Here is a 24397-nt window from a genome sequence, read left to right as displayed (position 1 = left end):
GGTCATCGGGTAAGCGTCCTTTCGAGCGCGTGGAGATCGGCCGCCGCCTTCACCAGCTCCCGCTCGGAGCGGGCCTGGCGCAAACGGGCGGCGGCTTGGGAAAAGGCGTGCTTCGGCTCGCCCCGGGCAACGGCGGCGCGATCGATGGCCAGCGTGTCCGCCGCCTCGTCGCCCGCGCGGGACAAGCCCAGCGCGCGAATCAGGCGGGCGCGCACCGCGTCGGCATAAGGCGGGCCCAGCAGATGCAACCGGCGGGAACGCACGATCAGACCCGCCGCGTTCGTCACCAGCGCGCGCTTGCCAAAGGCGATGGCGCGGCCCGGCACCAGCGGCGGGCCAAAGCGCAGGAACGCGCGCCAGCCAATCGCCATCGCGGCCAGCAGCAGGCACAGCGTGGCGGCCAGGAACGGCGGCGTGAAGGCGAGTGACAGGAGGTTGGGCTTGAACTCCAGCCCCGCCAGCGTCAGGTCGAACGTGATCGGCGCATCGGGCCCGGCGGCGGCGTTCACCATCTGCACCGCCAGTTCGGCGCTGGGCCTTTGCGCCATGCCGTAGTTGCTCAGCAGATCGGCATCGAACACCACGATCAGCGGATAGGTCTGCGAGCGATAGCGCGTGGCCGCGTCCGCCGGGCGCAGCGCCTGGCGCGCCATCGCCGGGAACACGCCATCGTCCAGATAGGCTGCAAAGACCCGCCCGTCCGCTCCTTCCACCAGCGGCAGCAGCCCCGGCCCCACACCCGCCAGGGTCCTGCGCGCATCCGGGAACGTGCCCGCCGCCATGCGCGAGCGCCAGCGCACTTGCGCGCCTTTCGCGCCCTCACTGGCGTTGAGCGTCAGCTGGTCCAGGAAGCCCGGCCAGTTGATTTCTCCGGGCCCGGCAAGCTGCACCCAGCCCTTCTTGGCGCGCAAGTCGCCACTGGGCAGGGGAAAGGCCGTCCACTTGGGCGTGATGACCAGGACCGGGCCGACCCGGCGATGCCGCTCCACCGCCTCGGTGATGTCCTTGCCGTTGGCAGTCGGTTGCGGCGTCAGCACCAGCAGCCCCGGCTGGTCGAACCCCGCCCTGGAGCGGGACGTCCGCACGGCATGGCCCTGCCGCTCCAGCAGGTCCGCAACGGCGGCATAGCCGTTCAGCCCCCGCCCTTCGCCATGCGCGCCGCCGTTGTTGGCGCTGCCCTGGGCCAGGCCATTGCCGATCATCCATAGCAGGGCGACGAAGGCCAGCGATCCGAACACGACCAGCCCCAGCGCGGTGCGCGCGGTGAAGGGATTGCCACCCACCGGCGTCGGGCCCGCCTCGCTCATGCGCGCAGCTCGGCCAGCGCGAAGTCGGCATAGGCGGCGCGGGCCACCTGCCAGTCCCCCGCGTCCAGATCGCGTAGCGCGAACAGGCAGCGCTCCACCACGCCCGCGATCACCGCGAAGGCAGAGCGCGCGGGCGGCGGCAATTGCGGCAGGCCGGCGATCTCACGCGCGGTGCTGGCAGGGATCACGCTGTTAGGGCGGGCGGCGCGAATCTGGCCGACACTGCGCAGCAGCAGCAAGTGCGCCGCTTCGCCATAGCGGCCTTGCGCGGCCAGCCTGTCCGCATCCTCCAGCAACGCCAGCGCTTCTTCCCGGCTGGGCGTCCACGCCTCGGCCTCAGGCTTGCGCCGCCAGCCCAGCAGCGGCCCCAGCAAGCGCCACAGCAGGAACAGCACCAGCACCACGGCCAGCGCGATCATCACCTTTTCCAGGATCGGCCAGGCCGCGATCAGATAGCGGGCGAGCGGGCCGAACACCTTTTCGACCATCTCCTGCAGCCACTCGATCCAGGCCGGCGTCTTGGGGACGGGCATCGGCGGCAGCGGCGCGAACTGGATGTCGGCGGTGGCGCGCACCGCTTCCCAATCACGCGCGACGTCGGCAGCGGTCGGCGAATTCGCGATTGGGGCCCCGGATGCGCTCACGGCCCAGGTGGTGGCATGGCGAGCGAGCGGGCGCAACCGCCAAGGGCAGCGACTGCGCGCGTGAAAGCGTCAGCCCCGCGCGCGCGCCTGGGGGTAAGTGCCTAGCCGCCGCACATACTTGCAGTGGAAAGCCAGCTCCTCCATCGCCCGATCGATCCGCGGATCGCCAGGTGCGCCCTCGATATCGGCGTAGAAGGTGGTCATCGCAAAGCTGGCGCCCACCTGATAGCTTTCCAGCTTGGTCATGTTGACGGCATTGGTGGCGAACCCGCCCAGCGCCTTGTAAAGCGCGGCGGCCCGGTTGTGGACCTCGAAGATGAACGTCGTCATCGCCGGTCCGCCCGCCAGCGCCGCGGGTGCCAGCGGTTCACGCGCCAGAATGACGAAGCGGGTCATGTTGTCCGCCGCGTCCTCCACGTTGTTCGCCACGATATCCAGCCCGTAAAGCTCGGCCGCCAGCGCCGGGGCGATCGCCGCCACACCGGTATCGCCGCGCTCCTTCACATAGGCCGCGGCGCCCGCCGTATCGGCGTAGGACAGCGGCACCATGTTGTGTTCGCGCAGGAAATGGCGCGATTGGCCCAGCGCCTGCGGGTGGCTGTAGGCCCCGGTGAACGGCCCCTGCCCCAGCGCCATCAGCGCGTGGTGGATCTCCATGAAATGCTCGCCCACGATCGACAGGCCGCTTTCGGGCAGCAGGAAGTGGATGTCGGCCACGCGGCCATGCTGCGAATTCTCGATCGGGATGATCGCGCGATCGGCGCGGCCGTCCTTCAAGGCGTCCAGCGCATCTTCGAAGGCGAAGCAGGGCAGCGGCTGGCAGCCGGGATCGTACTCCAGCGCGGCGCGGTGGCTGTTGCAGCCCGGTGCGCCTTGCAGCGCCACGGCCCGTGCGGGATCGGCGGCGGCAGCTTCTGCCATCTGTGCCACTAGGGCGCGAGCGGGTTGCGGATAGGATTCCATAACCGGGCGGCGCTTAGGCCCGGTGCGGCGATACCGCAATGGCCAGACCGCACAAGTAAGCCGCAATGGCTCTTGCACTCGCCCCTTGCCGACACTAGAGCGCAGGGCAAATCGACAGACAAGATAGACACCCGGGGCCTGTTCTAAATGGAAGATCGCTTCAATACCATCGCCGGCTGGACGCTGTTCTCCGGAGTCGTGGCTCTGGGCCTCAGCAGCATCAGTTCGCACTATTTCAGCGCGAACAAGCCGCATCATCCTGAAAAGCAAGGCTACGCCATCGAAGGCGTGGAGGCCGAAGGCGGCGGGGCGGCCGAAGTGCCGATCGCAACGCTGCTCGCCACCGCCGATCCGGCCAAGGGTGAGGCGGTCTTCGCCAAGTGCACGTCGTGCCACACCATCAACGCGGGCGGCGCGAACGGCATCGGTCCCAACCTGCACGGCGTGGTGGGTGAGGCGATCGGCCAGGGCGCAGGCGGCTTCGCCTTCTCCGACGCTCTCAAGAGCAAGGGCGGCAACTGGACGTTCGACCTGCTGAACGACTGGCTCAAGAGCCCCAAGGCTTTCGCGCCCGGCACCAAGATGACCTTCGCCGGCCTGTCCAAGGCGGAAGACCGCGCCAACATCATCGCATATCTGAACACGCAGGGCTCCAACCTGCCACTCCCCGCCGCTCCGGCTCCGGGCGCGGACGTGGCGCCTGCCGGCAAGGGTGCCGAGCCTGCCCCCTCGGGCCCGCAAGCCGCCGCCGGCGCGCTGGCCGCCCCCGCCCCGAAGGAAGAAGGCGGCGATAAGGCCGGTGGCGCAGAAGGTGGTTCGAAGAACCCGTAAGACCTGCGCTCAGGACCCGATTTCCAAGGCCCCGCCCGTCCCCGTTCGGATCGGCGGGGCTTTTCGTGTGCGGCGATGCGGGGGCGGAAAAAGTGGCATGCAAGCGCCATCGTCCGCAGGCCAGCGCGGCGATAAGGCCCGAAGCAGACGGCAGGCGTGCGGCCGGCGCTGGCCTGGCGCGACAGGCTTGGCTCGGCATTCCATTGTGCGACCGGCGAGTGGGGGAACGCGAAAGCAGCACCACACGCTCGGCTTTCAACGTGCAAGACGACCGGCGGGAAAAGCTCGCAAAAGCCCGCCGGCCCCATTTCCGGCGCTAGTGCCGGCGGGTTGTAGTCTTGCATCGCGGTGCAGGCGCCCGTCTTGAGCGCCGGCCGCAAGGCGCGGGACGTTTAGAACGAGGCCTTCGTCCACCCGCACCCGCCGTGTCGGATTTCTCCGATGGCTGCGGCGTATAACCTATATGGTTCACATTGTCAAGGCGGGTCAGTCCGGCCACAAACCGCCCCCTTCCCCTCGACCTTACCTTTCGATTGAAGGCGCGACTGCGGTCGGACAATTACATCCTGTTCGTGTCTAGCGAAGTCGAGACACGATAGCGCGAAGCCCAGCTGTCTCGACTTCGCCCGACACGAACGGGGATGGGTACTGTCAGATCAGCGCCATCAAACCACGCGTCCCACCAGCGCGCGAAGGCATCCGCCGCGCTTATGGCTGCCCCTTGAACCCCTTGGCGATCACATACCACTCGGACGAATCCTTGCGGCTGGCCGGGGGCTTGGCGTGCTTCACGCTGGTGAAGTGGCGTTTCAGCAGCGCCAGCAGCGCGGTATCGGTGCCGCCCGCCAGCACTTTGGCCACGAACGTCCCACCTGGCGCCAGCGTGGTGATGGCGAAATCCGCTGCGGTTTCCACCAGGCCCATGGTGCGCAAGTGGTCGGTCTGCTTGTGGCCCACGGTGTTGGCCGCCATGTCCGACAAGATGAGGTCGGGTGCGCCTTCCAGCGCCTCTTCCAGAGCAGCCGGTGCGGCATCGCTCATGAAATCCATCTCGAAGATGGTGACGCCCTCGATCGGTTCGGTTGGCAGCAGATCGATGCCGACGACGCGTGCCTTCGGGCTGCGCAGGCGCACCACCTGGCTCCAGCCGCCGGGCGCGATGCCCAGGTCGACGGCGCGCTCCACCCCTTTGAGCAGTGCGAATTTCTCGTCCAATTCCAGCAGCTTGTAGGCCGCGCGGCTGCGGTAGCCGTCCGCCTTGGCCTTTTTCACGTAAGGATCGTTCAGCTGCCGCGTCAGCCAGCGGGCCGAGCTGGTCGTGCGCTTCTTGGCGGTCTTCAACCGCTCGCCCGGATCGCGTCCTGATCGGCTCATAGACGATTCTCCGTGGCGGGGCGGCCCGCGTTTTGTGCCGAGCCATGGCCCGAGATCAGGCTGCGCAGGATACCTTCGCGAATGCCGCGATCGGCCACGCCCAGCCGACTGGCCGGCCACAGGTCCAGGATCGCCTCCAGGATCGCGCAACCGGCAACCACCAGGTCCGCCCGCTCGCGCCCGATGCAAGGCAGTTCGCGCCGCTCCTCGATCGCCATGGTCGACAATCGTTCGCTGATCGCGCGCATCGCCTGTGAGGGCACGATCAGGCCGTCCACGGCGCTGCGATCGTATTGCGGCAATTCCAGATGCAGGCTGGCCAGCGTCGTCACCGTGCCGCTGGTGCCCAGCAGGCGCAGCGGCCCACCTTCCGAAGCAGACTCGCGCGCAGGCTGCGTGCGCCGGGCGAACGCGGCGAAGCTTTCGGCGACCAAGCCGTGCATGTGGCGATAGCGCTCCACCCGCGCCTCACGCGTGGCGCCTTCATCGCCGCAGCTTTCGCTCAGCGAGACGACGCCCCAGGGCACGCTCTGCCAATCCAGGATGCGCGGCACCGTGTCCGTGCTTTCGATCAGCACCAGTTCGGTGGAGCCGCCGCCGATGTCAAAGATCATGGCCGGGCCCAGCCCCTGCTCCAGCAGCACGTGGCAGCCCAGCACCGCCAGCCGCGCCTCTTCGCGCGCGCTGATGATGTCGAGGGCGATGCCCGTCTCCTCCCGCACGCGCTCGATAAAGGCGCTGCCGTTTTCGGCGCGCCGGCAGGCTTCGGTAGCGACCGATCGCGCCAGGAAGACATTGCGGCGCATCAGTTTTTCGGCACAGACCCGCAACGCGCCAAGCGTGCGGTCCATCGCCTCGTCCGACAAGCGGCCGGTCTGCGCCAGCCCTTCACCCAGCCGCACCACGCGGCTGAACGCGTCGATCACGGTGAAGTGCTCGCCCGATGGGCGCGCGATCAGCAGGCGGCAGTTGTTCGTGCCCAGATCGATCGCGGCGTAGGACTGGCGGTAAAGCGGCGGGCGACTGAACGTGGGTGCACCCTCACCACGCGAAGTGAACGCGGGTTTGGCGAGCGGAGCGGACGCGCCTGGCGCTGAAAAGGACCCGGTCGCCACGGCCGGACTCGCAGCCGGGCCTGTTGCCGGACGCTTAGCCAGACCCTCGGCGGTTTGGGCCGGTGGCGCATGCGCGGGGCGCGGCCCCGTGTCGTTCTCGCGCGGCGTGACGCTTGTCGGATGCGCCCTGCCGCCCGCGCCGCGGGCATCGGGCGAATCGGCTGCGGCCGGGCGAGCCTTGCCCTTGCGCGCATGACGCCGCCTGGCGCGACGCCCCGACATTTCGACCTTCGCTGCCGGCGGAAGTGATTCCGCCATGGAAACATGAACTTTCAAAAAACCATTCCGCCCAGCGGGGCGAATACCTGAACTGGATGCTAACGCGCCCGCGCCTGCTCGGCAAGGGCGCAGCACGGCGGTATGACGGCATCACGAAGATGAGGCCGCAGGAAGGCTCGTCCGGCGCACAAGTGGCCGCAAAACAAGCTTGACCCACCCAATTCACCCGCTAGAGAGGCCGCCTCGTTGCCCGATCCTCTAACGGTAAGAGAGCGGACTCTGACTCCGTCAATCAAGGTTCGAATCCTTGTCGGGCATCCACTTCCCCTGAAACGATAGTTCACCCCAGCAACAGCCTCGCGCCCAGCGCGGCGGCCAGGGCGGGTATCATCGTGGCCGCGCCCACTTTCAGGAAGCGCCAGAAGGTCACGTCCTCGCCTTCGCGGCGGATCGCCTGCAGCCACAGGATCGTCGCCAGAGAGCCGGTGATCGAAAGGTTGGGGCCAAGGTCCACGCCGATCAGCAGCGCATCGACGATCAGGCGCGGCGGGTGCGCCTGGGCGACGGCGGTGCTGGCGATCAGGCCGGCGGGCAAGTTGTTGATCAGGTTGGAGGCAAAGGCCAGCACCGTGCCGGAGACCAGCGCGCCGTGGGCCGGATCGGTCGCGAGATCTTTCAGCGCGGCGACGATCTGGCGGGTCACGCCCGCATGGTCCAGCGCGGCGACCAGCACGAACAGCCCGGCCACCAGCGGCAGCACGCTCCACGCAACATCGCGCACGATGCCCAGTGGCGAGCTGCGCGTCAGCAGGCATACCGCGAGCGAGCAGGCGACACCCGCGATGCAGGTAGGCAGGCCCAGTTCCACGTCCATTGCCGACGCGACCAGCAAGACGGTGGCGGTGAGCACGATGCCGCCCAGCGCGATACTGCCGCCGCGCGACAAGGCGGTGCGCTCCACGTCCGAGTGGCAGGTGCCCCCGATCCGCTCGCGCTCCACCCAGCGCAGCGCGAGGAACGTCACTAGGATCGAGGCTGCGGAAGGCAGTGCGAACGAGGCGAACCATTGCCCCAGCGGCGGCATCGTACCGCCATAGAGCACCAGGTTGGCGGGATTGGAGATCGGCAGCACGAAACTGGCGGCGTTGGCGATCAACGCGCAGGCGAACAGCAGCGGCAGCGGATCGACGCGGGCCCGGCGTGCGGTGGCATAGACGGCGGGCGTCAGCACCACGGCGGTGGCGTCGTTCGAAAGGAACGTGGTGGTGACGATTCCCGTCAGATAGACCAGCACGAACAGCCGACTGGCGGACCCTTTCGCATGCCGGGCGGCCGTGGCGGCGACCCAGTCGAACAAGCCCTGCTGGCGCGCGGTTTCGCTCAGCAGCATCATGCCGATCAGGAACAGATAGACGTCCGTGCCCTTGCCCACCGCGACGAGGGCTTCGGACCACGGCAGCAGGCCCACCAGCAGGAGCACGATCGCGCCCAGCACCGCCCAGATCGCCTCGGGCCAGCGGAACGGGCGGCCGATCACCCCCGCGATCGCGGCGGCGCAGATGCCCAGAGTGGCGGCGTTGGCCAGGATCATCACGATGCGCCTCCCGCGCGCGGCAGTTCGACCGTGGCGGCCAGGCCGCCGCCGGGGGCTTCGTCCAGCAGCAGCCGGCCGCCGTTCAGTTCGGCAAGATCGCGCACGATCGCAAGGCCGAAGCCGTCACCATCGCCGCGCTCGTCCAGACGGACACCGGGCGCGGTGGCGCGCAGGCGATCGGCCACGGGGATGCCGGGCCCGTCGTCGCTGACGGTGATGCGCACCGTGCCGTCCTGGGCCGTGGTGGCGATCGCGACCCGGCTGGCGGCGTGGCGCGCGGCGTTGTCCAGCAGGTTGCCCAGCAGCTCTTCCAGATCGGAGCGTTCGATCGCCACGGTGACGTTTGCTTGCGCGGTATCGTCAAACACCAGCGCGCGGTCCGCGTGGAGCTGCGCCACGGTGCCCAGCAAGTCCGCAATCGTTTCGGCGAGCGGCGCGGCGGCGCGGCGTTCCGTCACCGCGTTGCGCGCGCGGGCGAGATGGTGGCGGATGGTGCCGTAGAGCCGATCGATCAGCGCGGCGCGCGGTGGATCATCGCGCAATTCCAGCGCCAGCGCGGCGACCGGCGTCTTGAGCGCATGGGCGAGGTTGGCGGCAGAGGCGCGCGCGGTGGCCAGGGTTCGTGCATTGTCCTGCAGCAAGGCGTTCAGCTCCGTGGCAAGCGGGCGCAGTTCTTCGGGCTGATCTTCCGCCACGGTCTGCGCGCGGCCGTCCCGCACGGCGGCGACATCGGCGCGCAGGCGGCGCAAGGGACGCAGGCCCAGCCGCAGCTGCACCAGAGCCGCGCCGCCCAGCACCGCGCCCAGGATCGCCAGGATCGCCAGCAGCGGCAGCAGCGCACCGCGCACCGGCTTTTGCACCATGGCCCAGGGCGCGGCGGCGGTGAGCGTCACTGGTCCGGCGGTGCTGGGAAGCGAGACGCTGCGCATGTGAACCCGGCGTCCATCCGCGTCATACCCCTCGCCCGGCTGCGGAGCATGAGCGCGCGGGCCTTCCAGCGGACCGCCGACGGGGGGAGGCGGCGCGCGGTCGGCTGCGGGCACCAGCGGTGGCGGTGGCGGCAGCAGCGGGCCATCTTCTACTTCGGGGAAATCTGCGGAAGATACGACCCCGCCGGGGCTCGCGATGCGCCAGCGCCAGCCCGGCTCCCCCGCTAGAGCGGCGCGGACCTGCGCCAGCCTTGGCTTGTCGATCGCGCCGTCCGGCCGCACCGCCGTCGCCAGCAAGGACAGTTCCGCGTCCAGTCTTTGGTCCAGCCCGCGCGTGACGAAGCCTTGCAGCACGCCCAGGATCGCCAGCCCGGCCACCGCCAGCGCCACCAGCGTCGCCAGCGCGGATATCAGCAGCATCCGGCCATGTATCGACGCGGGGAGGATAGACTGCGGGATCAGCGTCATTCCGAAGCGGCCGGTGTCGCTGCGGTAACGCGATAGCCGCGGCCCCGCACCGTCTCGATCAGGTCCGCCCCGATCTTCTTCCGCAGGCGGCCGATGATCACTTCCAGACTGTTGGAATCGACCTCGGCATCGCCTTCGTAGACTCGTTCCAGCAGATCGAGCCGCGCGATCACCGTCTCCTTAGACAGCATCAGGGTGGACAGGACGCGCCATTCCAGAGCCGTCAGCTTCAGCGGCAGGCCCTCCAGCTCGAACTGGCCGGTCTGGCTATCGAACACCAGCGGGCCGCACGTGATCCGGGCCGCGGCGTGGCCGCTGGCGCGGCGCACCAGCGCGCGCAGGCGCATCATCAGCTCCTCGATCCGGAACGGCTTGGTCATGAAATCGTCCGCCCCGGCCTTGAAGCCGGCCACCTTGTCCGACCAGCCATCGCGCGCAGTGAGGATCAGCACAGGCAGCCCGCGCGCGCCTTCGCGCCATGCGCGCAGGATGGCGATGCCGTCATGCCCCGGCAGGCCGAGATCGAGCACGGCGGCATCGTATCGCTCGGTATCGCCCAGGTGCTGCGCGTCGATCCCATCGGCCACCAGATCGACAGCACAATTCTCCGCCCGCAACGCCTTGGCAATCGCGGGGCCGAGATCGGGATCGTCTTCTATCAGCAGGATACGCATGATCGGCGGCTACTCCGCGGGGTTAAACGCAATCTGAACGCCCCGGTTCAGCGTGGTGGGGGACGAATCGGCTAAAAACATCCTCGTCAGAACACGAAGGAGTTTTTTCATGCGGTTACCTAAACTTTCGACCCGCACCCGGCTGGCGAGCGGTGCGGCGATACTACTCGCGCTGGGCTTTGCCGGCGGCGCCGGAGCCGTCTCGATGACGCGCCCGGCGGTGGAGATGGCACCGATGATCCGCACCGACATCGCCAAGCTGCCCGCCAAGCAGGGCATCGTCACGGTGAAGGGCAAAATCGCGGGCGTCTATGGCGATCGGGTGCTGCTGCAGGATGCCAGCGGCCGGGCGATGGTGGACGCCGGGCGCGACGCCGCCCGCAACCTCACCACCGGCAGCGACCTGATGGTGCAGGGCCGCTACGATGAGGGCCAGCTGCGCGCCTCCTACCTGGTCGATCCGCAAGGCCGCGTGATGGAAGTGGGCCCCGGCCCGCGCGGTCCGCATGGCCCCGGTGGTCCCGGCCCCGATGGACGTGGTCCAGACGGACGTGGCCCTGGGCCCGATGGGCGCGGCCCTGGCCCGGATGGACGGGGCCCCGGTTTCGCACCGCCGCCGCCCCCTCCGCCGCCACCGGGTGGTGCAGCCTGCGGGCAGACGCCGCCGCCTCCCCCGCCGCCGGGTATGGGTGCGGCTCCTGGCGCACCGGGCGCGCCCGCTCCCGGCATGGGCGATGTGCCGCCCCCGCCGCCGGGTATGGGTGCGGCTCCTGGCGCTCCGGGCGCGCCCGCTCCCGGCATGGGCGATGTGCCGCCCCCACCGCCGCCCGCCGGAGCCGTACCGCCCCAATGAGTCAAGACATCGGACGACGCGTAAGTTGAAGTGACGCGCAATTCAGCCGGATGAGGGCCGTCGCGAACCAGGCATGGTTCGGGCGGCCTTTGCCGTTTTCAGGCCCGCCGCGCCGGGCGTTCCCCTGTCAGGAGTTCAGCTTCCAGCCGGTCTTGCCAGGCAGGGCGCGCCGCGCCGCCATCGCGAAGAAGAGCCAGCGCCTGCTCGCATCGACCGGCGGCCAAGGCGGCGTCCAGCTCGATCAGTTCGTAAAGCTGGCGCTGCTCATGGCTGCCGCCCAGCCGAACCAGCAGCGGGCGTAGCGCCGCCAATGCGCAGGCCGCAGCGTCATGATTGCCGCTGGCGTGATCCACCAGCGCCCGAGCTGCTGCCGATGCCAAACCGTCCAGCCCCTCGATCGCCGCCCGCGCCTCGGCCACCGCTCCGGTTCGCGCCAGGCCATAGGCGTAATGCACATCCAGAAAGCCGTTGATACCATCCGCCGCGCGCTGGCCCAGTGCCGTCTCCAACGCCGGCCAGCGATCCCGCACATCCACGCCGCGCAGCCGGAGCCGCTCCAGCAGGGATACGCGCGCGACCAGGCTTTGCACGCACGCGGGATCGCTTGTGCCGATATGCGCATCGTACACCGCCAGAGCGCCATCCAGATCGTCCAGATCGAGCATCGCCAGCGCGGCGTGCCACCAGGCATGGAGCGCCATGAACGTGCCGCACCGCTCCCACAGCGGGGCATGGCGGCGCACCAGCGCGATGATCGCCGCCCGCTCGCCCCGGCGATGGTGTACGTGAAGCAACGCGTGGATCGACCATGGATCGTCCGCGTCTGCCGCCTGCGCCTGGTCCACCGCGCGCCGGGCAAAGTCTGCGGCGCGTTGCGGCTCTCCGGCTTCCTCCAGCGCGAACGCCAGTTGGCCGATGACGTAGTGATTGCCGCGATGGTGCGGCAATATCGTCTCGATCGTATCGGCCATGCCGGCAAAGTCACCCAAGTCCAGATGCAGCAGCTGGCACAGCTTGGAGGTGGCCAGATCATCGGGCCGCAGTTCCAGCCGCCGGCGGAAGTGCACGATGGCGGCGGGCCGATCATTCGCGCGCCAGGCCTGCACCGCCTCGACCAGCGCCCGTTCGGCCCTGCCGTTCGCCGCGCTCTGTGCCCGGTCGAGGTACGGGTCCGCCGCCTCGTGCGAGGCCGGGGTCATGCCGAACAGCGCGGTGGCGGCGGCGAAGGCGTTCAGCTGCGCATCGCGTGGCGCGGCCTCGGCCGCATCGGCCACCGCGTGGATGTCCTGGCCATAGCACAGCAGGTTGCGGGAAAATCGGGCGATCGGGTCATGCATTCAGGAAGGTAAGGCGCGCGGGGCGATGCCGGTTCCCCCATCACCCGCAGGGGCATGACGGAGGGGGTCACCGTCGCTTTGCCCTCGACGCGGCGCGAGGCAATTGCCATGTGCGCACATATGACTGAACCAGACGACAAGAACCTCACCAAAGGCCGTTTCTACAAGGCCCAGCAGGAAGCCGGCTTCGCCGAAGCCAAGGCCAGCACCACCCCCCAGACGCAGGACCCAGCCTATCGCCTGGCGTTCCTCGATTCCGAATTTCTCCTCCGCGACGAGCTGCGGCCCGTGCGTTTTCAGCTGGAGCTGCTGAAGCCCGAGATGCTGCTGGAAGAAGCGGGCATCGGCTCCACCCTGGTGATGTACGGCTCTGCCCGCATCCCTTCGCCCGAGCACGTCGAAGCGGTGCGCGCCACCGCCACCACGCCCGAGCGCACCAAGGTGGTGGAACGGCTGATCGCCAAGTCCCACTATTACGAGGAAGCGCGCAAGCTGGCGTTCACCGCCAGCCAGTGCGCCATCGTGGAAAAGGACATGCGCCAGTTCGTGGTCTGCTCGGGCGGCGGGCCCTCGATCATGGAAGCGGCCAATCGCGGCGCGACCGAGGCGGGGGCGGAGTCCATCGGTCTCAACATCGTGCTACCGCATGAGCAGGCGCCCAACGAATATGTGACGCCCAGCCTCTCGTTCCAGTTCCACTACTTCGCGCTGCGCAAGATGCACTTCCTGCTGCGCGCCCGCGCGGTAGCCGTGTTCCCGGGCGGCTTCGGCACATTCGACGAATTCTTCGAACTGCTGACCCTCATCCAGACCGGCAAGATGAAGCCGATCCCGATCCTGCTTTACGGCAAGGACTACTGGAACCGCGTGGTGAACTTCGACGCGCTGGCGGAGGAAGGCGTGATCAACGCCAACGACACCGACCTGTTTCGCTGGTGCGAAACCGCCGAGGAAGGCTGGAAGCACATCGTCGACTTTTACGAACTGGATTGCGGCTAAGGGCTAGGGCAGATCGCACTAGGGGGTTAGCCCCTTTGGTTCGCATGTATTGTCCCGTTCGTGTCGAGCGAAGTCGAGACACGCTGAGGTGGCGCTATCGTGTCTCGACTTCGCTCGACACGAACGGAGGGGGGGGCGGAGGCCTTGTCTGCCTCAACCCTCAACCCTCAACTCTACCCCCGATCATCACGCGTCAGCGCACTCGCTCGAACATATCCAGTGTCGTGCCATCGGGATCGGTAAATCCTCCATAGCGCGCGAAGCCCAGCTTGCCCGCCACCTTTACCGAAGCCGTGTTGCCCTGATCGATCATGGCGACGATCCGGGGCGCGGCATGGGTGGCATCGAACCATGCCAGCACCGCGCGCATCACCTCCACTGCGACGCCCCGGCCCCACCAGTCCCGGCGGACGATCCATCCGGCCTCGGGCTGGTCGTCCATGCTGGGATCGAAACCACGCCACGAATGGAACACGCCGATGCTGGCGATCAGATCTTCGTCACCACGCGGGCGGACCTGGAACACGCCGTACCCATAGATCGCCCACGATCCGGCATTGCGCATGAAGCGTTCCCACTGCGCCGGTAATTCCGCGCGGGCATGCCCCAGGAACCGACGCGTCTCTTCATCGGAGATCAGGTTGCACAGCGCGGCCAGGTCCTGCGGCCCACGCGGTTGCCACAAGTCGAACCGCTCAGTCTGCAGCAAGGGCGTATCGATCACAAAAAGCGCTCCACGGCATGAATGGCAAGGCCGAACAGCCCCCCCACCAGCGTGCCGTTGATGCGGATGAACTGCAAGTCGCGCCCCACCGCACCCTCGATCCGGGCGGTGACGGTGTGCGCGTCCCAGCGCTTCACCGTTTCCGACACGATGCGTACGATCTCGTCGCCATAGCGGGAGACGACGCCCACCAGCGTGCGGCGCGCGAAACGGTTGATCTGCAATTGCAGCGCCGGGTCCTGCCGCAAGGCCTGCCCCAGCTCTCCCAACATGCCGGTGATGCGCGTGCCCAGCGCGGTATCGGGATTGCGCGCCGCCTCGATCAGGGATCGCCGCAGCCGCTCCCACACGCTTTGCCACCATTCGCTGACGGCGGGATTGGCCAGCAGGTCCAGCTTGGCGCGCTCCACCTTCAGGCGCGTGGCGGGATCGTGGACCAGGTTATGCGCCAGCTCCTCCATCATCGTCTCGATCTTCAGCTTCAGCGGATGGTCAGGCTGCACCACCATTTCCGCCAGCAGCTTGTACAGCCCGTCCAGCACCGCATTGGCGAGGCGGGTGTCGAGCCCGGCAAAGCGCAGCAGCGAATTGGCCCGCTCGCGGATCATCGCGCGCACCAGGTCTTCGTTGGCTTCCAGCGCATTGCCCGCCCAGCGGATCGCCCCTTCCAGCAAGGGCAGGTGTCGCCGGTCGGCGATCGCGGCGCTGAGCATCTGGCCCAGCAGCGGCGACAGCTCGATCTTTTCCAGCTGATGCACCAGCCCGGCGCGGACCTGGGTGCCGAGCCGTTCGGGGTCGAGCGATTCCAGCACGTCGGCCAGCAAGTTGGCCGCGCCCGCGCGCAGCCGCGATTGCCCGCTCCGGTCCGGGTCGGCAAGGAATGTGCCCGCCGCGGCGGCGAGGTTGAACCCGACGAGCCGCCGCGCCACGACTTGCGGCGTCAGGAAATTGTCCTTCAGGAACACCGCCATGGTATCGGCGATGCGGTCCTTGTTGGTCGGGATGATCGCGGTATGCGGGATCGGAAGGCCCAGCGGATGGCGGAACAGCGCGGTGACGGCGAACCAGTCCGCCAACCCGCCCACCATCGCCGCCTCGGTAAAGGCGATCGCGTATCCCCAGGCCGGATGGCTTCCGCGCAGCAGCTGCAGGGCGACGAAAGCGGCGGCCATCAACAGCAGCAGCCCGGTGGCGGTGCGGCGCATCACGCGGGCACGATCGGGAGATGGCCCGGTTCGGTTTGTGTTGGCCGACATCAGCGGACGTCGACGATGATGGAAGAAAAGACGGGTTCGCGCAGAGGCGCGGAGGCGCGGAGAGATGCAGCGCTTGCGGTAAAGCCGGCTTTTCGATCATCGGGCGCGGCAAGCCGTGCTATTGGCGTATCGAATGGCCTTACGGCCGGATACGTCATCCCTGCGCCTCTACGCCTCTGCGCGAAACGACCTTCCTCGCTTTTGCCAAACAGCCCCGTCATCCGCCGCTAAACGCCTATTCGGCCGGAAGGGTCCCCCCGGCCCCGAGCGGGCGCGATTCGCCGTGCAGCTTGGGGTCGAACGTCAGGAAGGTGCGGCGCAGCTTGGGGCCGATGCGCTTCTCGAAGCCGTCCGCCAGGCTGAAGGCGGCAGGCACGATCACCAGCGTCAGGATCGTGGACAGCACGAGGCCGCCGATCACGGTGACGCCCATCGGCTGGCGGAACGCGCCGTCGCCCGAGATCGAGAGCGCGGTGGGCACCATGCCCGCGGTCATCGCCACGGTGGTCATCACGATCGGCTGCGCGCGCTTGCGCCCCGCATCGATGATCGCCTCCGTCTTGTCCACGCCGCGCTCCATCTCTTCCAGCGCGAAGTCGATCAGCAGGATCGAGTTCTTGGCGACGATGCCCAGCAGCATCAGCAAGCCGATATAGACCGGCATCGAGACCGGCTCTCCCAGGATCGTCAGCGCCAGCAATCCGCCCAAGGGCGCCAGCAGGAGCGAGGCCATGTTGACCAGCGGCGAGACGAACCGCTTGTACAGCAGCACCAGCACCGCGAAGACCAGGAAGATACCGCTGACCACGGCGACGATGAAGCTGTTGATCATCTCGCCCTGCCACTTGTCCTCACCCACGGGGGCGTTGGATACGCCGGTGGGCAGGTCCTGCATTATCGGCAGCTTCTGGATCGCTTCCATTACCGGGCCCTTCACTTGGCCGGGGCCAAGGTCCGCGCCCACGAAGATGCGCCGTGCCTGGTTGTAGCGCTGGATCTGCGTCGGCCCCGCGCCGAAGCGGATCTCGGCGACGCGGCTGAGCGGCACCGATCCGCCGGTGGCGGTGGGCACCGGCAGGTTCTCGATCGTGGCAAGATCGCGGCGCGAACTGGCGGGCAGGATCACGCGGATCGGCACTTGCCGGTCGGTCAGAGAGAACTTGGCGGCGTTCTGGTCGATCTCACCCAGTGTGGCGATACGGATCGTCTGGCTGAGCGAGGCGGTGGTGACGCCCAGCTGCGCCGCCAGATCGAGCCGGGGCACGACGACCAGTTCCGGCCGCTTGAGGTCCGCGGCGATGCGCGGGGCGACCACGCCCGGAACGGCGCGCATCTGCTCCACCAGCGTCTGCGCCGCGGCCTGAAGCTGGTCGGGATTGCTGCCCGACAGCATGACCGAGATATCCCGGCCCGAACCGAACCCGCCCGATTGCGTGGCGAAGCTTACCCGCGCGTCCGGGATCTGCTGGAGCTGCGGGGCCAGCCGCCGCTCGAACTGGATGCTCGTCGCCTCGCGCTCATTGGCGGGCTTCAGGGTGATGTAGAGCGTGCCTGCCCCTTCGCGCGCGGCCTGCATCACCAGCTTCACCTCGGGCTGTGCCTCGATCAGGCGGGTGACGCGGGTGGCCACGGCGGAGGTCTGTTGGATCGTCGTGCCCGGCACCATCTCGATGTTGACGCGGCTGGTGTCCTCGTTGGTGTTGGGCTGGAACTGCTGTGGCGCGCCCGCCAGCAACGCGAAGGTGACGACCAGGGCGTAGATCCCGGCACAAAACGCATAGAAGCGATGATCCCGCATCCGGGCGGCCACGCGATCGGTCAGATAGCTGTACCAGCGGCCGAACGCGCCAAGCACGCCGACCATCGCGCGCGCCAGCTTGCCCAGCAGCAGCACGACCAGCGGCGTCACGATCGGCGCAATCACCGCCGAGAGGATGAAGGCCGTGCGATCGAAGCCGATGCCGCGCAGGCCCTTGTCCACGATCTGGAACACGCTCAGCGCCGCGCCGATGCCCGCGCCCAGAATCGCCAGCAGCAGCAGCAAGCCAAGCGGATAGAACCACACCCGTGAAGGCGCGCGCCGCACCCGGGCGCGCAGGCGGTGGGACTCGCGCGAATCCAGCGTCCAGCCCAGCACGCGCAAATACCAGTCCATCGCCTTGCCGCCGCCATGCTCGGCGTGGCCGTGGGCTTTCAGGAAATAGGCCGCCACCATCGGCGTGATCACGCGTGCGACGGCAAGGCTCATCAGCACCGCGGCGACCACGGTCAGGCCGAAAGCCTTGAAAAACTGTCCCGGAATGCCCGGCATCAGGCCCACCGGCAGGAACACCGCCACGATCGAGAACGTGGTGGCGACCACCGCCAGCCCGATCTCGTCCGCCGCGTCGATCGAAGCCTGATAGGCCGATTTGCCCATGCGCATATGGCGCACGATATTCTCGATCTCGACGATGGCATCGTCCACCAGCACCCCCGCCACCAGGCTGAGCGCGAGAAGCGACAGAAAGTTGAGCGTGAAGCCCAGCAGATCCATGAACCAGAATGTCGGGATCGCGGAAAGTGGGATCGCCAGCGCGGAGATCATCGTCGCGCGCCAATCGCGCAGGAACAGATAGACGATCACGATCGCCAGCACCGCGCCTTCCACCAGTGCTTCCATCGAGCTGGTGTACTGGTCCTTGGTGTAATCCACGGTGGTGAACAGCTGGGTGAAGTGAACCTCCGGGTTCTCCTTCTTGATGGCGTCCAGCTTCTGCATCGCGCCTTCGTAGACGGTGACTTCGGAGGCGCCGAGCGCACGCTCGAACCCGAAGGTCACCACTTCGCGCCCGTTCAGCTTGGCGATGCGCACCTGCTCGGAATAACCGTCGCTCACATGGGCGACATCGCCCAGCTTCACCGAGCGGCCGTTGCCCAGGTTGAGGCGCGTCTGCGACAGGGCGTAGGCATCGCTGGCATTGCCCAGCACGCGCACGGACTGGCGCGATCCGGCGATTTCGGCCTTGCCGCCCGCCGCGTCCACGTTGGTGGCGCGCAGCACGTTGTTCACGTCACGCGCGGTGACGCCCAGCGACTGCATGCGGTCCGGCTCCATGACCACGCGGATTTCGCGATCGACGCCGCCGTTGCGCTCCACTTTGGCCAGGCCAGGCACGCCCAGCAGGCTCTTGGCCACGGTATCATCGATGAACCAGCTGAGCTGCTCCATCGTCATGTCATCGGCACTGACCGCGAAGTAGGCGATGGAACCGCCGCCGCCCGCCTCGATCTTGGTGACCTGCGGCTCCAGAATGCCTTCAGGCAGCTGCGAGCGGACCTGATCGACCGCGTTCTTCACCTGATTGGTGGCGACATCGGGGTTGGTGCCGACGTTGAAGAACACCAGCGTCTGCGAACTGCCTTCGGAGGCGGTGGACTGGATGGATTCGATGCCGGGGATGGAGCGGACCGCCCCTTCCACGATCTGCGTGATCTGCGTCTCGATCTCGGTCGGCGCGGCGCCGGGCTGCGAGACCTGGACGATCACGCCGGGAAATTCGACGTCCGGCATGTTGTTCACGTCCATGCGCATGAACGAGACGATGCCGGCCACCAACAGGCCCAGGAAGAACACGATCGGGATGATCGGATTGCGGATCGACCATGCCGATATGTTGCGCATGCCCATGGCTCAGTCCGCCTGACCGCCCTGCCCGACACGGCGGGCCTTCACCTTGTCTCCGGGATTGAGGAAACCGCCCGCGCGCAGCACCACGCGCTCGGTACCGCTCAAGCCATCGACGATGGCGATGCCTTCGGCGGTGACGACGCCGGTGCGCACCGCGCGGCGCTCCACCCGGCTGTCCTTGTTGACGACATAGACGAACGCGCCCTTGTCATCGCTGAGGATGGCGGATTCCGGCAGGCGCGGGGCGACGACGTTGCCCGAGGTGATGCGGGCGGTGGCAAAGCCGCCGGGCCGCAGATCAGGCGAATAGTTCAGCGAGACGCGGGCCACGCCCTGGCGGTCCTGCTGGTCCACCACGGGCGACAATTGCCAGACCTGCCCGGCGAAGGCGCGGTCAGAGCCGACCGGCGTGACTTGCGCGGGCACGCCGACCGACAGCTTGGCCAGATCGTCCTCGGAAAGGCGCGCGATCATTTCCATCTCGCCGCCCTTGGCGATGCGGAACAGGACGCCGCTGCCGCCGGTGACGACTTGCCCCGCCTCGACCGCGCGGGTCAGCACCAGGCCGGCCTCGGGCGCGACGATGTTGAGCCGATTGTTGCGCGCCCGCGCTTCCGCCAGCTGCGCCCGCGCCACTTTCACGCGGGCATTGGCGGCATCGCGCGTGGCGGTCAGCTGATCAATGTTGGCTTTGGAAATGAACCCGCGCGAAACCAGCTGCGAGGCGCGATCGAGGTTGGCTTGCGCCAGCCGCGCGTCGGCAGCGGCGACATCGACTTGCGCGGCCAAGCTGGCGGCCTGCTCCACTTGCACCGAACGATCTATCACCGCGAGCGGCTGGCCCTTGCGCACCCAGTCCCCGGCATCGACCAGCACGCTGACGACCTGGCCGCCTTCGCCCACGGCACCCACGGGCATCTCCCGCCGGGCGGCGATCGAGCCGGTGCCGGTGATCTCACCCGCGATCGAGGCTCGGCCAGGCGCGGACACGCTGACCACGGGCACTTGCGCGCCGGCATTGGGATCGACCGGCTTGTCATCGCGCGAACGCATCAGCAGCCATGCCACCAGCAACACCAGCACCACCGCGCCGCCGATCAGCCAGAGCCGCCGACGGGACGGACGCTCTGCCGTGTCATCCAGGTGATGCACCTCGATCACACGCGCATCAGCGTCAGCTTCAAGGCTGCCGGGCGTGTCGATCTTCGTGTCGTAGTTCATGCTTGCTACCCGGGCCGCGCCGAGCCATCCCGACGCCGCTGCAAGCCAGTGCTGCTAAGGCGCGCCACGATCGGCCGCAAGCCCTGCCCGCACCGGCAGATTCCATGCGTGGCGGCATAGACCCGGGGCCTTGCAGTGGCAAACAGGAAGTCGAAACACGCCTTCTGCGATCGACGAACGTCGATGGCAGCGTGGTTTTTTCGCCACGATCGCACTCTGGAATCAGAAATGGCGGCCCGCTTTGCCAGCAACCGCCATTCCGTCATCTTGCACTTGTCCCGCGATCACGGGACAAGGACTGCATCAATACTTCTGCTGACGCTCGTAAAGGTCGCGATAGTGCTGGATGCGGGTGACCCGCAGGCCCTGCATGCCCGAGCGATCGACCGCGCGTTGCCATGAAGCGAACTCTTCCAGCGTCAACTGGTAGCGCTCGCACACATCGTCGATCGACAGCAGCCCGCCGTTCACCGCGGCGACCACTTCGGCCTTGCGGCGCACGACCCAGCGCGTGGTGCTGGGCGGCGGCAGGGAGTCCAGCGTAAGCGGCTCACCGAGTGGGCCGATCACTTGCGCCGGCCGGATTTTCTGGTTTTCGATCATCGTTACCCTCGCCCACCGGTTCTGGTTACGCCGGCGACGGGTGAGGCTATGATCCCGCCGGACTTGCGATTGGCTGAATTGATTGGGTTAACAGAAAGGTGCCGAAAGCGCGGAAAGCTGGCCAGGCAGGCTGCCGTGAATTCATCGAAACTGCCCTGCATCACAACAGCGCCTCTCCTTGTTTCCCTTGCGATAGAGGCACTTGCCTCCCGCGACGCGACCATTCGAGCCAGCAGATCCGGCCACCGTGGATGCACGGGGCGGACGGCTGGCGGATCTCCGGCAAAAACCGGGACCATCCCGTCAAGGTTTAGCGACATGTCCATGCGACCGGCTCTACACCCGCTATGGTCAAGAGCCGGTAAACTCCGGATTTACCCGTTATTTAGGATACTTGCGCCATGGGCCGCGATTGCTTGCCCGGTGCATCCGCAAAATCGCGTAGATTGGCCAAATGCGGCATGACCGGCTATGGCGCGCGGATGACTCCTGCATCCCAGATTGCCGGCCTGGATTTCGCCGAACTGTTCCAAATGCACGCTCCGGTGAGTGCGCGGCGCATCGTCGTCGCCATGTCCGGCGGGGTGGACAGCTCGGTCGTGGCCGCTCTCGCCGCCGCCAGCGGGGCCGAGACGATCGGCGTGACCCTGCAATTGTATGACTATGGCGCCGCCACCGGACGCAAGGGCGCGTGCTGCGCGGGTGATGATATTCGCGATGCGCGGGCCGTGGCCGATCGCCTGGGCATCGCGCATTATGTCTTCGATCACGAAAGCGCCTTTCGCGAGGACGTGGTGGAGCGCTTCGCTGACGATTACATGGCCGGGCGCACGCCGATCCCGTGCATCCGCTGCAACATGGGGCCCAAGTTCACCGACTTGTTCGCCATGGCGCGCGATCTGGGCGCGGATTGCCTGGCGACCGGCCACTACGTGCGCCGCGTGATCGGTGCGGCGGGCCCGGAATTGCACCGCGCGCTCGATCCGGCGCGGGACCAGAGCTATTTCCTCTACGCCACCACCGAGGCGCAGCTGGATTTCCTGCGCTTTCCGCTGGGCGGCCTGCCCAAGCCCGAAGTGCGCCGCCTGGCCGAAGCGGCAGGTCTGCGCAACGCCGCCAAGCCTGACAGCCAGGACATCTGCTTCGTGCCCGATGGTGACTATGCCAAGATCGTGCGCGCCATCCGCCCCGAAGCCGATGCGCCGGGCGAAATCGTCCACGCCGCCACCGGGGAGGTGCTGGGCACGCATCGCGGGGTGATCCACTACACCGTGGGCCAGCGCCGGGGGCTGGAGATCGGCGGACAGGCCCAGCCGCTCTATGTCGTGGGCATTGAGGCGGACAGTCGCCGCGTCCTCGTCGGCCCGCGAGTGATGCTGGGCGTCAGCGCGGCGCGGATCGATGAAACCAACCGCATCGGGCCGGTGCCCGATGGCCCGTTGACCGCCAAGGTCCGTTCGCTGGCAAAACCGGTGCCGGTGATGGTGGACGGTCCGCTGGGCGATGGCGCGGCGACGACCATCCGCTTCGCCGAACCAGAATATGGCGTAGCCCCCGGACAAGCCGCAGTGATCTACGCGGGCGAGCGCGTGGTGGGCGGCGGCTGGATCGCCGGCACCACTTCGGCGATTCAGGAGTAACCCGCATGGCCCGTAAGCACCGCAAGGGCGGCTACGACGATTCCGAAACGCAGGAAGAGGAAACCGCACCACCGCCCGTCCCCTGCTGGCTCTGCGGCAGGCCGACCGGCCAGACGATCGTGTGGCACCATCCCGTGCCCAAAAGCCGCGGCGGCCGCGATGTCGTGCCGATGCACCCGATCTGTCAGCAGACCCTGATCGCCAACTTCACCAACTCCGAACTGCAGCGCCACGGGATGGACGTGGAAGGCCTGCTGCTGAACCCCAACGTGCGCAAGTTCGTGGACTGGGTGGCGAAGAAGGATCCGGACTTCACCGCGACGATCACCAAGAAACAGCGGTGAGCGCGCCGCTGGATAATGGCAGAGGCCTTTTTCGCCTAATCCTTCCACCCGTCCATCACGCATCCCGTTTCGGGCGACCAGCGCGCGGTCTGGCTGGCGAGCAAGGGCACGCTGGCCGTCAGCGAGCGCGCGGCGGCGTCCTGGTGCAGCCCCACCCAGTCGCGCTTGACGGCAGGGTCCGCCTCGCACGACGCCAGCGAGCGACCGGCGGCGAAACGGCACAGGCAGCCGGTCTGCGCGGCCAAGGCGGTATTGGTACGGGCGGTGACGCGCAGGCGCGTCCACGACCACGCGGTCAGCGCTACGACCAGCAGCACGGCAAGCAGCAGCAGGTTTCTTCCCCAGCGCGCTGGCTGGCGCTGCCGCATTTCGCTCACCTGCCCTGTTGCCATCGTCTCACGCCTCGCACATCACCCGCGCGAATGAAGTCGCGTCGTCTGCCCCTTATCCTCGCCCTTGCCCTGCTGCCAGTCTCCGTGCCGTTCCTGGCCGGATGCGGCGGTGGACAGGAGGGCCCGCCCCCGCCCAGCGCGGAGGCGCAGGCCGCCATTCGCGATGACGGCGGCGCGGCGCGCATCCCGCTTGCGCGCCAGATCGATGCCCTGTTCGATGCCGAATCGGTGGGCACCACGCAGGCCTTGCTGGTGATGAAGCGCGGCACCGTGGTGGCGGAGCGCTACGGCCCCGGCATCGGCGAGAAAACGCCGCTGAACGGCTGGTCGATGGCGCAATGCGTCACTGCGCTGATGATCGGCCAGCTGGTCAGCGATGGCCGCCTGCGCATGGACGAGACCGCCCCGGTGCCCGATTGGCAGCGCCCTGGCGATCCGCGTGGCGAGATCACGCTGCGCCAGCTGCTCCAGATGCGTTCCGGCCTGCGCCATGCCGAAACGGCGCAGCGGAGCGGCGAGCCCGAGCGCAAGTCCGACCGGACGCGCATGCTGTTCCTCGATGGGCGGGACGACATGGCCGCCTATGCCGAGGCGCAGCCGCTGGAATCGCCCGCCGGGCAGAAGTTCGAGCCGTCCTCCGCCACCGGCGTGATCCTGGCCGACTTGGCCGGCCGCGCGCTGACCGACAGCCGCGATCCGGCGATTCGACGGCGCTGGGTGAGTGACTACTTGCGCACCCGCGTGCTGGACCCGGTAGGCATGAAAGGCACGCAAGTCAGCTTCGACCGGACGGGCACGATGGTCGGCTCTTCGATGTTGCTGGCCCCCGCCCGCAGCTGGGCGATGCTGGGCGAGTTCCTGAGGCACACCGGCTCGGTCAAAGGCGCGCAAGTGCTGCCGCACCGCTGGGTCACCTTCATGCGCAAGCCCTCGCCGCGCAACGCCGCCTATGGCGCAGGGGTCTGGCTGAACGGCACACCGCCCGAGGGCGTCTCACCCCTCTGGCCCGGTCAAGGCCGCAAGGACCTGTTCGCCTGCCGGGGCGAGTATGGGCAATATGTCGTCGGCTCGCCGGGACAGCTGCTCACCGTCGTGCGCCTGGGATACTCGACGCCCCAGCAGGAAGCGGTGCTGCACGATCACATCGGCGCGCTGCTGGAGCTGTTTCCGGGGTAGGGTCGTTCTTGTGATGGAAGTTCGAACCATCTCCGTTCGTGAGAACGAGGTAAACCGGTAAGCC

Annotated in this window: 21 protein-coding genes and 1 tRNA gene; 7 read left to right on the top strand and 15 right to left on the bottom strand. The window is 67.9% G+C overall.

The window, feature by feature from the left end; all coding sequences use genetic code 11:
- Window positions 1-2 precede the first annotated feature (2 nt).
- From GGR39_RS03210 to GGR39_RS03200, 3 genes are all read right to left on the bottom strand, one after another.
- Complete coding sequence (locus GGR39_RS03210) at window positions 3-1307, bottom strand: DUF4350 domain-containing protein (protein ID WP_183615816.1); 1305 nt, start codon at window positions 1305-1307, stop codon at window positions 3-5.
- On the bottom strand, window positions 1304-1951 hold the full coding sequence (locus GGR39_RS03205; RefSeq protein ID WP_343055757.1) for a hypothetical protein: 648 nt from the start codon (window positions 1949-1951) through the stop codon (window positions 1304-1306). The genes GGR39_RS03210 and GGR39_RS03205 overlap by 4 nt, the downstream gene beginning before the upstream one ends.
- A gap of 69 nt (window positions 1952-2020) precedes the next feature.
- A complete protein-coding gene (locus GGR39_RS03200) occupies window positions 2021-2914 on the bottom strand; it encodes a prephenate dehydratase (protein ID WP_183615815.1) in 894 nt (297 codons plus the stop codon).
- 147 nt (window positions 2915-3061) lie between these two features.
- Here GGR39_RS03200 and GGR39_RS03195 point away from each other — a divergent pair, with 147 nt between their 5' ends.
- Window positions 3062-3745, top strand: a complete 684-nt coding sequence (locus GGR39_RS03195) for a c-type cytochrome (protein ID WP_183615814.1) — start codon at window positions 3062-3064, stop codon at window positions 3743-3745.
- Between the two features lie 708 nt (window positions 3746-4453).
- Here GGR39_RS03195 and GGR39_RS03190 read toward each other — a convergent pair.
- Window positions 4454-5119, bottom strand: coding sequence for an RlmE family RNA methyltransferase (locus GGR39_RS03190; RefSeq protein WP_058737821.1), 666 nt, complete (start codon window positions 5117-5119; stop codon window positions 4454-4456).
- Window positions 5116-6492, bottom strand: a complete 1377-nt coding sequence (locus GGR39_RS03185) for a Ppx/GppA phosphatase family protein (protein WP_183615813.1) — start codon at window positions 6490-6492, stop codon at window positions 5116-5118. The genes GGR39_RS03190 and GGR39_RS03185 overlap by 4 nt, the downstream gene beginning before the upstream one ends.
- Before the next feature lie 208 nt (window positions 6493-6700).
- Between GGR39_RS03185 and GGR39_RS03180 the strand changes: the two genes are divergently transcribed.
- Window positions 6701-6774, top strand: a tRNA-Gln gene (locus GGR39_RS03180).
- A gap of 19 nt (window positions 6775-6793) precedes the next feature.
- On the opposite strand, the gene GGR39_RS03175 is transcribed toward GGR39_RS03180, so the two are convergent.
- The 3 genes from GGR39_RS03175 to GGR39_RS03165 are packed head-to-tail and all read right to left on the bottom strand — an operon-like array spanning window position 6794 to window position 10118.
- Window positions 6794-8044: an arsenic transporter gene (locus GGR39_RS03175; RefSeq protein WP_183615942.1), complete on the bottom strand. Its 1251-nt coding sequence runs from the start codon at window positions 8042-8044 to the stop codon at window positions 6794-6796.
- Complete coding sequence (locus GGR39_RS03170) at window positions 8044-9444, bottom strand: sensor histidine kinase (protein WP_246388197.1); 1401 nt, start codon at window positions 9442-9444, stop codon at window positions 8044-8046. The genes GGR39_RS03175 and GGR39_RS03170 overlap by 1 nt, the downstream gene beginning before the upstream one ends.
- Entirely contained in the window at window positions 9441-10118 is a 678-nt protein-coding gene (locus GGR39_RS03165; RefSeq protein ID WP_183615812.1) for a response regulator transcription factor, read from the bottom strand. The genes GGR39_RS03170 and GGR39_RS03165 overlap by 4 nt, the downstream gene beginning before the upstream one ends.
- Before the next feature lie 109 nt (window positions 10119-10227).
- Here GGR39_RS03165 and GGR39_RS03160 point away from each other — a divergent pair, with 109 nt between their 5' ends.
- Window positions 10228-10971 carry a hypothetical protein gene (locus GGR39_RS03160; RefSeq protein ID WP_183615811.1) on the top strand — a complete coding sequence of 248 codons (744 nt, stop codon included), beginning with the start codon at window positions 10228-10230 and terminating at the stop codon, window positions 10969-10971.
- Between the two features lie 98 nt (window positions 10972-11069).
- Here GGR39_RS03160 and GGR39_RS03155 read toward each other — a convergent pair whose 3' ends face one another.
- Window positions 11070-12308 (bottom strand): tetratricopeptide repeat protein, encoded by a 1239-nt coding sequence (locus GGR39_RS03155; RefSeq protein WP_183615810.1) that lies wholly within the window; start codon window positions 12306-12308, stop codon window positions 11070-11072.
- Between the two features lie 120 nt (window positions 12309-12428).
- Between GGR39_RS03155 and GGR39_RS03150 the strand changes: the two genes are divergently transcribed.
- Window positions 12429-13307, top strand: coding sequence for an LOG family protein (locus tag GGR39_RS03150; RefSeq protein ID WP_058738159.1), 879 nt, complete (start codon window positions 12429-12431; stop codon window positions 13305-13307).
- 193 nt (window positions 13308-13500) lie between these two features.
- On the opposite strand, the gene GGR39_RS03145 is transcribed toward GGR39_RS03150, so the two are convergent.
- The 5 genes from GGR39_RS03145 to sciP form a co-directional block, all read right to left on the bottom strand.
- Window positions 13501-14031 (bottom strand): GNAT family N-acetyltransferase, encoded by a 531-nt coding sequence (locus GGR39_RS03145; RefSeq protein WP_183615809.1) that lies wholly within the window; start codon window positions 14029-14031, stop codon window positions 13501-13503.
- Window positions 14028-15236 carry a DUF445 domain-containing protein gene (locus GGR39_RS03140; RefSeq protein ID WP_183615940.1) on the bottom strand — a complete coding sequence of 403 codons (1209 nt, stop codon included), beginning with the start codon at window positions 15234-15236 and terminating at the stop codon, window positions 14028-14030. The genes GGR39_RS03145 and GGR39_RS03140 overlap by 4 nt, the downstream gene beginning before the upstream one ends.
- Before the next feature lie 286 nt (window positions 15237-15522).
- On the bottom strand, window positions 15523-18957 hold the full coding sequence (locus GGR39_RS03135; protein WP_183615808.1) for an efflux RND transporter permease subunit: 3435 nt from the start codon (window positions 18955-18957) through the stop codon (window positions 15523-15525).
- A gap of 3 nt (window positions 18958-18960) precedes the next feature.
- Entirely contained in the window at window positions 18961-20178 is a 1218-nt protein-coding gene (locus GGR39_RS03130) for an efflux RND transporter periplasmic adaptor subunit (RefSeq protein WP_183615807.1), read from the bottom strand.
- A gap of 303 nt (window positions 20179-20481) precedes the next feature.
- Entirely contained in the window at window positions 20482-20781 is a 300-nt protein-coding gene (gene sciP / locus GGR39_RS03125; protein ID WP_058737425.1) for a CtrA inhibitor SciP, read from the bottom strand.
- A 482-nt stretch (window positions 20782-21263) separates the two neighbouring features.
- Here sciP and mnmA point away from each other — a divergent pair, with 482 nt between their 5' ends.
- Window positions 21264-22421 (top strand): tRNA 2-thiouridine(34) synthase MnmA, encoded by a 1158-nt coding sequence (gene mnmA, locus GGR39_RS03120; protein ID WP_183615806.1) that lies wholly within the window; start codon window positions 21264-21266, stop codon window positions 22419-22421.
- A 5-nt stretch (window positions 22422-22426) separates the two neighbouring features.
- Complete coding sequence (locus GGR39_RS03115) at window positions 22427-22765, top strand: hypothetical protein (RefSeq protein ID WP_183615805.1); 339 nt, start codon at window positions 22427-22429, stop codon at window positions 22763-22765.
- 35 nt (window positions 22766-22800) lie between these two features.
- Here GGR39_RS03115 and GGR39_RS03110 read toward each other — a convergent pair whose 3' ends face one another.
- Entirely contained in the window at window positions 22801-23157 is a 357-nt protein-coding gene (locus GGR39_RS03110; protein ID WP_183615804.1) for a hypothetical protein, read from the bottom strand.
- A gap of 30 nt (window positions 23158-23187) precedes the next feature.
- Here GGR39_RS03110 and GGR39_RS03105 point away from each other — a divergent pair, with 30 nt between their 5' ends.
- Window positions 23188-24333 carry a serine hydrolase domain-containing protein gene (locus tag GGR39_RS03105; protein WP_183615803.1) on the top strand — a complete coding sequence of 382 codons (1146 nt, stop codon included), beginning with the start codon at window positions 23188-23190 and terminating at the stop codon, window positions 24331-24333.
- The last annotated feature ends 64 nt before the right edge of the window (window positions 24334-24397 follow it).

The sequence above is a fragment of the Novosphingobium fluoreni genome (assembly GCF_014196615.1).
Taxonomy (GTDB): domain Bacteria; phylum Pseudomonadota; class Alphaproteobacteria; order Sphingomonadales; family Sphingomonadaceae; genus Novosphingobium; species Novosphingobium fluoreni.
Note: the sequence above shows the minus strand (reverse complement) of the source record. Positions and strands in the feature narration are given on the sequence as shown.

Excerpts from the sequence above, each read along its gene's own strand:
- GGR39_RS03165 (WP_183615812.1), bottom strand. The coding sequence starts at position 10,118 with ATGCGTATCCTGCTGATAGAAGACGATCCCGATCTCGGCCCCGCGATT.
- GGR39_RS03155 (WP_183615810.1), bottom strand. The coding sequence starts at position 12,308 with ATGCATGACCCGATCGCCCGATTTTCCCGCAACCTGCTGTGCTATGGC.
- GGR39_RS03135 (WP_183615808.1), bottom strand. The coding sequence starts at position 18,957 with ATGGGCATGCGCAACATATCGGCATGGTCGATCCGCAATCCGATCATC.
- GGR39_RS03170 (WP_246388197.1), bottom strand. The coding sequence starts at position 9,444 with ATGACGCTGATCCCGCAGTCTATCCTCCCCGCGTCGATACATGGCCGG.
- GGR39_RS03140 (WP_183615940.1), bottom strand. The coding sequence starts at position 15,236 with ATGCGCCGCACCGCCACCGGGCTGCTGCTGTTGATGGCCGCCGCTTTC.
- GGR39_RS03115 (WP_183615805.1), top strand. The coding sequence starts at position 22,427 with ATGGCCCGTAAGCACCGCAAGGGCGGCTACGACGATTCCGAAACGCAG.
- GGR39_RS03105 (WP_183615803.1), top strand. The coding sequence starts at position 23,188 with ATGAAGTCGCGTCGTCTGCCCCTTATCCTCGCCCTTGCCCTGCTGCCA.
- GGR39_RS03210 (WP_183615816.1), bottom strand. The coding sequence starts at position 1,307 with ATGAGCGAGGCGGGCCCGACGCCGGTGGGTGGCAATCCCTTCACCGCG.
- GGR39_RS03200 (WP_183615815.1), bottom strand. The coding sequence starts at position 2,914 with ATGGAATCCTATCCGCAACCCGCTCGCGCCCTAGTGGCACAGATGGCA.
- GGR39_RS03110 (WP_183615804.1), bottom strand. The coding sequence starts at position 23,157 with ATGGCAACAGGGCAGGTGAGCGAAATGCGGCAGCGCCAGCCAGCGCGC.
- GGR39_RS03195 (WP_183615814.1), top strand. The coding sequence starts at position 3,062 with ATGGAAGATCGCTTCAATACCATCGCCGGCTGGACGCTGTTCTCCGGA.
- GGR39_RS03185 (WP_183615813.1), bottom strand. The coding sequence starts at position 6,492 with ATGGCGGAATCACTTCCGCCGGCAGCGAAGGTCGAAATGTCGGGGCGT.
- GGR39_RS03160 (WP_183615811.1), top strand. The coding sequence starts at position 10,228 with ATGCGGTTACCTAAACTTTCGACCCGCACCCGGCTGGCGAGCGGTGCG.
- GGR39_RS03175 (WP_183615942.1), bottom strand. The coding sequence starts at position 8,044 with ATGATCCTGGCCAACGCCGCCACTCTGGGCATCTGCGCCGCCGCGATC.
- mnmA (WP_183615806.1), top strand. The coding sequence starts at position 21,264 with ATGACTCCTGCATCCCAGATTGCCGGCCTGGATTTCGCCGAACTGTTC.
- GGR39_RS03150 (WP_058738159.1), top strand. The coding sequence starts at position 12,429 with ATGACTGAACCAGACGACAAGAACCTCACCAAAGGCCGTTTCTACAAG.
- GGR39_RS03130 (WP_183615807.1), bottom strand. The coding sequence starts at position 20,178 with ATGAACTACGACACGAAGATCGACACGCCCGGCAGCCTTGAAGCTGAC.
- sciP (WP_058737425.1), bottom strand. The coding sequence starts at position 20,781 with ATGATCGAAAACCAGAAAATCCGGCCGGCGCAAGTGATCGGCCCACTC.
- GGR39_RS03190 (WP_058737821.1), bottom strand. The coding sequence starts at position 5,119 with ATGAGCCGATCAGGACGCGATCCGGGCGAGCGGTTGAAGACCGCCAAG.